Origin of the sequence: Streptomyces sp. NPDC059398 (assembly GCF_042751845.1) — a bacterium.
In the GTDB taxonomy this organism is placed as follows: Bacteria; Actinomycetota; Actinomycetes; order Streptomycetales; family Streptomycetaceae; genus Streptomyces.
Window position 1 is genome coordinate 1 of sequence record NZ_JBHYWP010000106.1, and the last position, 5,172, is coordinate 5,172.

Below are 5,172 nucleotides of genomic sequence, written 5' to 3' on the forward strand. Positions count from 1 at the left end.
GGGCCGGATACCGTATCCGGCCCCCGCCCACCTGCCGCATCAACGTTCGTCCTCGTCTTCTCCTTCTTCCTCGTCCTCGTACTCGTCTTCTTCGCCTTCTTCGCCCTCCTCGCCTTCGCCCTCCTCGCCTTCGCCCTCCTCGCCTTCGTCTTCCTCGTCCTCGCCCTCTCCGTCCTCGTACTCCTCGTCCTCCTCCTCCTCGTCGGCGTCCTCGTCTTCGTTGTCGTTCTGGTCGTCGTCCTGCTCGTCGTCCTCAAGGCCCTCTTCGTGGCTGCGGACGACCTCGCCCTCGCGGATCTCCCCGCGCCAGCCCTCGACCTCGTCGTCGTCCCCGGTCAGGGTCACGTAGCGCTGGAAGTGTTTGAGGTCCAGACGCAGCCTGCGCCCCTGGGCACGCCAGATGTTGCCCGTCTTCTCGAAGAAGCCGGCGGGCGTGTACTCGACGACGGCGACGATCCGGGTCAGGCTCGGGGCCAGTTCGTGGAAGGTGATGGCGCCGCGGGTGGTCCCCTTGGCGCCCTCGGAGGTCCAGACGATCCGGTCGTCGGGCACCTGCTCCTGCACCGTGGCCTTCCAACTGCGGTTGGAGAAAGCGACCTTGAGCTTCCAGTCGCTCTCGATCTCGTCCGACTGCTTCACCCCGGTGACGCCCTTGGTGAAGGAGCTGAACTCCTCGATCTCGGTCCATCGGTCATACACCGTGCGCAGCGGCTTTCCGACATCGATCATCTCGATGATGTTGGTGACCTTGGGAGTCCCGGCCTTACTGCTGCCGCCACCCCCGCCGAAGGCGTTCTTGACCGAGTCCACGGCCTTGTCCTTCACCGCGCCGGCCTTCTCGCTCGCGAATGCCTTGACGGGGTTCTCGCCGCCCATGACCCGTTTTCCGACGTCGAGGAGGCCCCCGCCCCCGTCGCCGGAATCGCCCAGGCCCTCCGCCAGATCCGAGAGCTTTCCGGTGGCGGAATCCATCAGCCGCTGCCCCTTGGCGCCGACATAGGCGGAAAACTCGTCCTTGACCTTGTCGAGGGCGGACTTGTCCTGGTCCGCGGATGCGTCCTCCTGTTTGGCCATGAGAGCTACCTCCTACGGCTGTTGCGGCTCGACGTCTTCTTGGCGGCAGCCTTCTTCGATGCCGTCTTCCTGGCCGCGGGGGCCGCGGTCTTCTTGGCCGCGGTCTTCTTGGCGGCGGTCTTCTTCGCCGGTGCCTTCTTGGCCGGCTTCTTCCCAGGAGGCTTCTTCTCGGCGGACTTCTTCCCGTCGGGCGCGGACGCGCTCTTCCTGGCGGGTGCTTTTTCGGCCGGGGGCCGCTTCGCGGGACGACTACGGTGCGGCGGCTCTTCTTCCTCCCCGCCCTCTTCCTCCGCGTCCTCCTGCTCCGCGTCCTCTTCCTCCCCGCCCTCTTCTTCTGCCTCGTCCCCCTCGCCGTTCTCGTCCTTCTCGTCGTCCTCCTCGTCCTCGCCGTCCCCCTCGTCCTCGTCCTCGCCCCCGCCCTCGTCCTCCGGAGGCTCTTCCCCGTCCTCGTCGCCCGGTGGTTCGCTGAGGGCGCTGGTCCGTTGCTGGAGTGCTCCGGCCAGGGATTCGAGGCGGCGGTTGGCCGTCGCCGACAGGGCGGTGCGGCCCGCGTTCAGCACTTCACTGCGGGCTTGTTCGATGAGGGGTGCGACCTGCGGGTTCTCCGCCAGCTTGCGGACACAGAAGCCCACGAGTTCGCGTGGATTCAGCGGCAACTGCTGGCCGGCCACCAGGGAGGCGGCACCGAGGGCCAGCTTTCCCTTCTTCGTCCGGCCCAGGACATATCCGGCCGCCACGGCCGCGGCGAGAGAAACCTTCGTGCTGTTTTCCATGAGTGCCTCTCAGAGCGAGAGAGAAGCGGTCCGGGCAGGCCCCGGCAGGGCCGGGCGCCTGACTCCTTCACCGCCATGGGCTCCCCGGTGCACGGGCCTTCTCAGGGTTCGCAGCCGCAGCCCAGTGCCGCCCCTGGAGCCACGAGAAGGTCCGGACCGTCATCGGGGTCATCGGACGCGGGCGCTGCGGCCGCTGTCCTCGTCGTCCTCGTCCTCGTCGTCGTCCCCGGCCAGATGGACGTCGGACACCTTGATGTTGATCTCGACGACTTCCAGTCCGGTCATCGTCTCCACCGCGTCCGTCACCCGGTTGCGTATCTCCTTCGCCGCGTCCGAGATGGGTTCGCCGTACTCCACGATGACTTCCAGGTCGATCGCGGCCTGTGTCTCGCCGACCTCGACCTTGACCCCCCGGCTGGGCGAGGGAGCCCCGGACACCCGGTCGCGAACCGACCCGAGGGCCCGTGAAGCGGCGCCGCCCACGGCGTAGATCCCGTCGGTCTCGCGTACGGCGATACCGGCGATGGTCGCGACGACCGTGTCGGCGATGGTGGTGGTGCCTCGCGTTCCGCCACCGCTCTCGGTGGTGCTGCCGGTGCTTTCGATGCTGGCCATCGGAGATCCTCCAGTACGAAGAAGGCTGTGTCGGCGAGCGGCACCGGATGCTTCAGCGACGGGCGCACCCGGCTGATCCACGCATCGCGGCGCGCATCTCTCCTTCCAATGTCCTCCCGCCACCGGGAAGCCGCCATTCGCGTGGTTTCCGGTCGGCCGCTGCGGGCGGAATGCGCTGCTCGGGGCGGGTGCGGCGCAGCCGCTCACCGTTCGGCTCACCCGGAGTGCGGGACCGCCGGAGCGTCAACAGAATGACGAACATGTCAGAGCAGCGAACCCGGGAGGCCAAGACCTCCTCTCGCACGTCCGCCCCTGCCGCGGACGGGAAGAAGCGCGTCAGGGGAGCGGAGGACGCTGCCGAACGCGCTTGCGAAAGCCTGAACCGACTGATCAATCACCACACCGAAGGCGTCTCCGCTGTGTCACGGACCGACAAGGGCTGGCAGGTCGACGTGGATGTGCTGGAGCTCTCGCGCATCCCCGACACGACCAGCCTTCTCGCGACGTACGCGGTGGATCTGGACGAGGGCGGATCCCTGGTGCAGTACCACCGGGTCCGTCGCTACCGCCGTGGTCAGGCGGACACATGAGCGCCCACCGCCCACCCGGAGAGACGGTCATCCCCTTGAGCACATACAGCGAGGAGGTCGTCCGCGTCCCGCGGGCCGGCACTCTTTACGACGTCCTGGAACTCATCCTCGACCGCGGCATGGTCATCGACATCTTCGTGCGTGTCTCGCTGGTCGGCATCGAGATCCTGAAGATCGACGCACGGATCGTGGTCGCCAGCGTCGACACCTATCTGCGCTTCGCCGAGGCGTGCAACCGGCTCGACCTGGAGCACGACGCGACCAGCAGGACCGTCCCCGAGCTCTTCGGCGGCGGCATGGCCAAGAGCGCAGGGAAGGCCGGCGCGAAGAAGGCCGCGCACTCCGTGGGCGACAAGGTGAAGAAGGCCGTCGGAGCCGGCGACGACGACGACGATGACGACGACGGGGAGGACCGCCCGCGCCGGCGCAAGGCCCATTCCAGCAGCGGACGCACCCGCCGTCACGAGGAGAGCTGACCGATGTCCGCATCAGCACCGGCATCAGCGCCGGGCATCTATGTGTACGGCGTGGTGGGCGGCGCCCACCCGCTGCCCTCGGGCGCCAGCGGCGTCGGCGACCCGCCCGCCGAGGTCCGGCTGCTGCCGGCCGGGGACCTCGCCGTCGTGGTCAGCGGGACGTACCCGGGGCTCAGGGCCCGGCGCCGCGATCTCCTGGCCCACCAGGAGCTGCTGCTGACCCTGGCCGCGGGCGGGCCGGTACTGCCGATGCGCTTCGGGGTGGTCGCACCGGACGAGGCCACGGTCCTCGCCGATGTCATGGCACGGCGCGGCGAGCACACCGCCGTACTGCAACGCCTCGACGAGCGCGTCGAGATGAACGTGAAGATCACGCCGGTGCAGGACTGTCTGGAGGCGCTGCTCCGGGAGGACCCCGTGGTCCGGCAGGTCCGCGAGGAGACCCGCCGGCACCCCGGTTACGAAGCCAGCATCCGGCTGGGCGAGGCCGTGGCGGCGGGTCTCCGGCGCAGAGCCGCGGTGGCGGCGGCCCGGCTGCCGGTCGAGTTCGCGGAGATCGCCGACGAGATGCGTCCGGGTCCGGAGGTCGACGGCTGTGTCCTGAACGCCTCGTTCCTCGTACCGCGGGCCAAGGAGACGCTCTTCCGCGAGGTCGCCGAGCGGTTCGCGGCGGCCCACCCGGACCGGCTGGAGCTCCGGCTGACCGGGCCGCTGCCCTGCTACAGCTTCGTCGGCGCCGAACCCGCCCCGGCCAGGGGCTGACATGGGTCTGCTCTCGGGCGTCCTGCTCCTGCCGCTGGCGCCGGTACGCGGCGTGGTCTGGATCTCCGACCGGCTGGTGGACGCCGCGGAGCAGGAACTGCACGACCCCGGGGTGATCCGCGCCCGGCTCGCCGCGCTCAACCGGTCCCTGGACGACGGTGAGATCGGCCTGGCGCAGTTCGAACGCGAGGAGGAGCGGCTCCTCGACCTCCTCGACCGGAGGCCGGCGGCGCCGGCGCGGAGTGTCCACGGACCACCGGGAGCGCGGAGATGAACGAGACCGCAGGGCCAGCACGGAGACGGCCGAGAACAGAGGGAGCAGAGGGAACACCGTGACGGATGTGGACAGTTGGGACTCACCGCCCGAGACCCATGCGCCCTCGACGGCCAATCTGGCCGAGATCCTCGAACGGGTCCTGGACAAGGGCATCGTCATCGCAGGCGACATCAAGATCGACCTGCTCGACATCGAGCTGCTGACCATCCGGCTGCGGCTGTTCATCTCGTCCGTCGAGACAGCGCGGAAGGCCGGCATCGACTGGTGGGAGACGGACCCGGCACTCTCATCCCGCGCCGCGCAGAACGCCCTGACCGAGGAGAACAAACTGCTCCGCGAACGCCTCGACGCACTGGAGGGCGACAGCGCGGGCGAGTCCGGGAGGCCGAGGGAAGTGCGCCGCCGATGACTCCCACCCCGGTTCCCCCCTCGCACCTGCCGCCCGGCCCGGCCGACGACAGCGGCGCCCCGGTCACCTACGTCTTCGCGGTCTGCGGGCCGGACCGTCCCGCGAGCCTCGGCCCCGCCCCCCCGGCCCCCCCCGGGGGGGGCCGCCGCCGTGGGGCCGGGGGAGCCGCGGGGGGCGGGGGGGCGGTCGGTGACGC

At 69.7% G+C, this 5,172-nt stretch carries 8 protein-coding genes; 5 read left to right on the forward strand and 3 right to left on the reverse strand.

Annotated elements, in window-relative coordinates; all coding sequences use genetic code 11:
• Positions 1-39: 39 nt before the first annotated feature.
• The 3 genes from ACFXBC_RS29120 to ACFXBC_RS29130 all read right to left on the reverse strand — a co-directional run bounded on the left by ACFXBC_RS29120 (position 40) and on the right by ACFXBC_RS29130 (position 2,462).
• Complete coding sequence (locus ACFXBC_RS29120; protein WP_385030892.1) at positions 40-1,074, reverse strand: SRPBCC family protein; 1,035 nt, start codon at positions 1,072-1,074, stop codon at positions 40-42.
• A gap of 5 nt (positions 1,075-1,079) precedes the next feature.
• The gene (locus ACFXBC_RS29125) at positions 1,080-1,847 is read right to left on the reverse strand and encodes a histone protein (RefSeq protein ID WP_385030895.1); all 768 of its coding nucleotides are present in this window, start codon (positions 1,845-1,847) and stop codon (positions 1,080-1,082) included.
• A 168-nt stretch (positions 1,848-2,015) separates the two neighbouring features.
• Entirely contained in the window at positions 2,016-2,462 is a 447-nt protein-coding gene (locus tag ACFXBC_RS29130) for an Asp23/Gls24 family envelope stress response protein (protein ID WP_385030898.1), read from the reverse strand.
• 260 nt (positions 2,463-2,722) lie between these two features.
• Between ACFXBC_RS29130 and ACFXBC_RS29135 the strand changes: the two genes are divergently transcribed.
• Genes ACFXBC_RS29135 through ACFXBC_RS29155 form a run of 5 tightly spaced genes read left to right on the forward strand, consistent with a single transcriptional unit; the run spans position 2,723 to position 4,976 of the window.
• Positions 2,723-3,052: a gas vesicle protein gene (locus ACFXBC_RS29135; RefSeq protein WP_385030901.1), complete on the forward strand. Its 330-nt coding sequence runs from the start codon at positions 2,723-2,725 to the stop codon at positions 3,050-3,052.
• A 29-nt stretch (positions 3,053-3,081) separates the two neighbouring features.
• On the forward strand, positions 3,082-3,528 hold the full coding sequence (gene gvpJ / locus ACFXBC_RS29140; protein WP_385030979.1) for a gas vesicle protein GvpJ: 447 nt from the start codon (positions 3,082-3,084) through the stop codon (positions 3,526-3,528).
• Positions 3,529-3,531: 3 nt separating this feature from the next.
• Positions 3,532-4,290: a GvpL/GvpF family gas vesicle protein gene (locus tag ACFXBC_RS29145; protein WP_385030903.1), complete on the forward strand. Its 759-nt coding sequence runs from the start codon at positions 3,532-3,534 to the stop codon at positions 4,288-4,290.
• Between the two features lies 1 nt (position 4,291).
• Positions 4,292-4,564 carry a gas vesicle protein GvpG gene (locus tag ACFXBC_RS29150; protein ID WP_385030906.1) on the forward strand — a complete coding sequence of 91 codons (273 nt, stop codon included), beginning with the start codon at positions 4,292-4,294 and terminating at the stop codon, positions 4,562-4,564.
• A 58-nt stretch (positions 4,565-4,622) separates the two neighbouring features.
• Positions 4,623-4,976, forward strand: a complete 354-nt coding sequence (locus tag ACFXBC_RS29155; RefSeq protein WP_385030908.1) for a gas vesicle protein — start codon at positions 4,623-4,625, stop codon at positions 4,974-4,976.
• Positions 4,977-5,172: the final 196 nt, after the last annotated feature.

Bases quoted from the DNA above. Each gene is read 5' to 3' on its own strand.
- ACFXBC_RS29120 (WP_385030892.1), bottom strand. From the start codon at position 1,074: ATGGCCAAACAGGAGGACGCATCCGCGGACCAGGACAAGTCCGCCCTC.
- ACFXBC_RS29150 (WP_385030906.1), top strand. From the start codon at position 4,292: ATGGGTCTGCTCTCGGGCGTCCTGCTCCTGCCGCTGGCGCCGGTACGC.
- ACFXBC_RS29145 (WP_385030903.1), top strand. From the start codon at position 3,532: ATGTCCGCATCAGCACCGGCATCAGCGCCGGGCATCTATGTGTACGGC.
- ACFXBC_RS29130 (WP_385030898.1), bottom strand. From the start codon at position 2,462: ATGGCCAGCATCGAAAGCACCGGCAGCACCACCGAGAGCGGTGGCGGA.
- ACFXBC_RS29125 (WP_385030895.1), bottom strand. From the start codon at position 1,847: ATGGAAAACAGCACGAAGGTTTCTCTCGCCGCGGCCGTGGCGGCCGGA.
- ACFXBC_RS29135 (WP_385030901.1), top strand. From the start codon at position 2,723: ATGTCAGAGCAGCGAACCCGGGAGGCCAAGACCTCCTCTCGCACGTCC.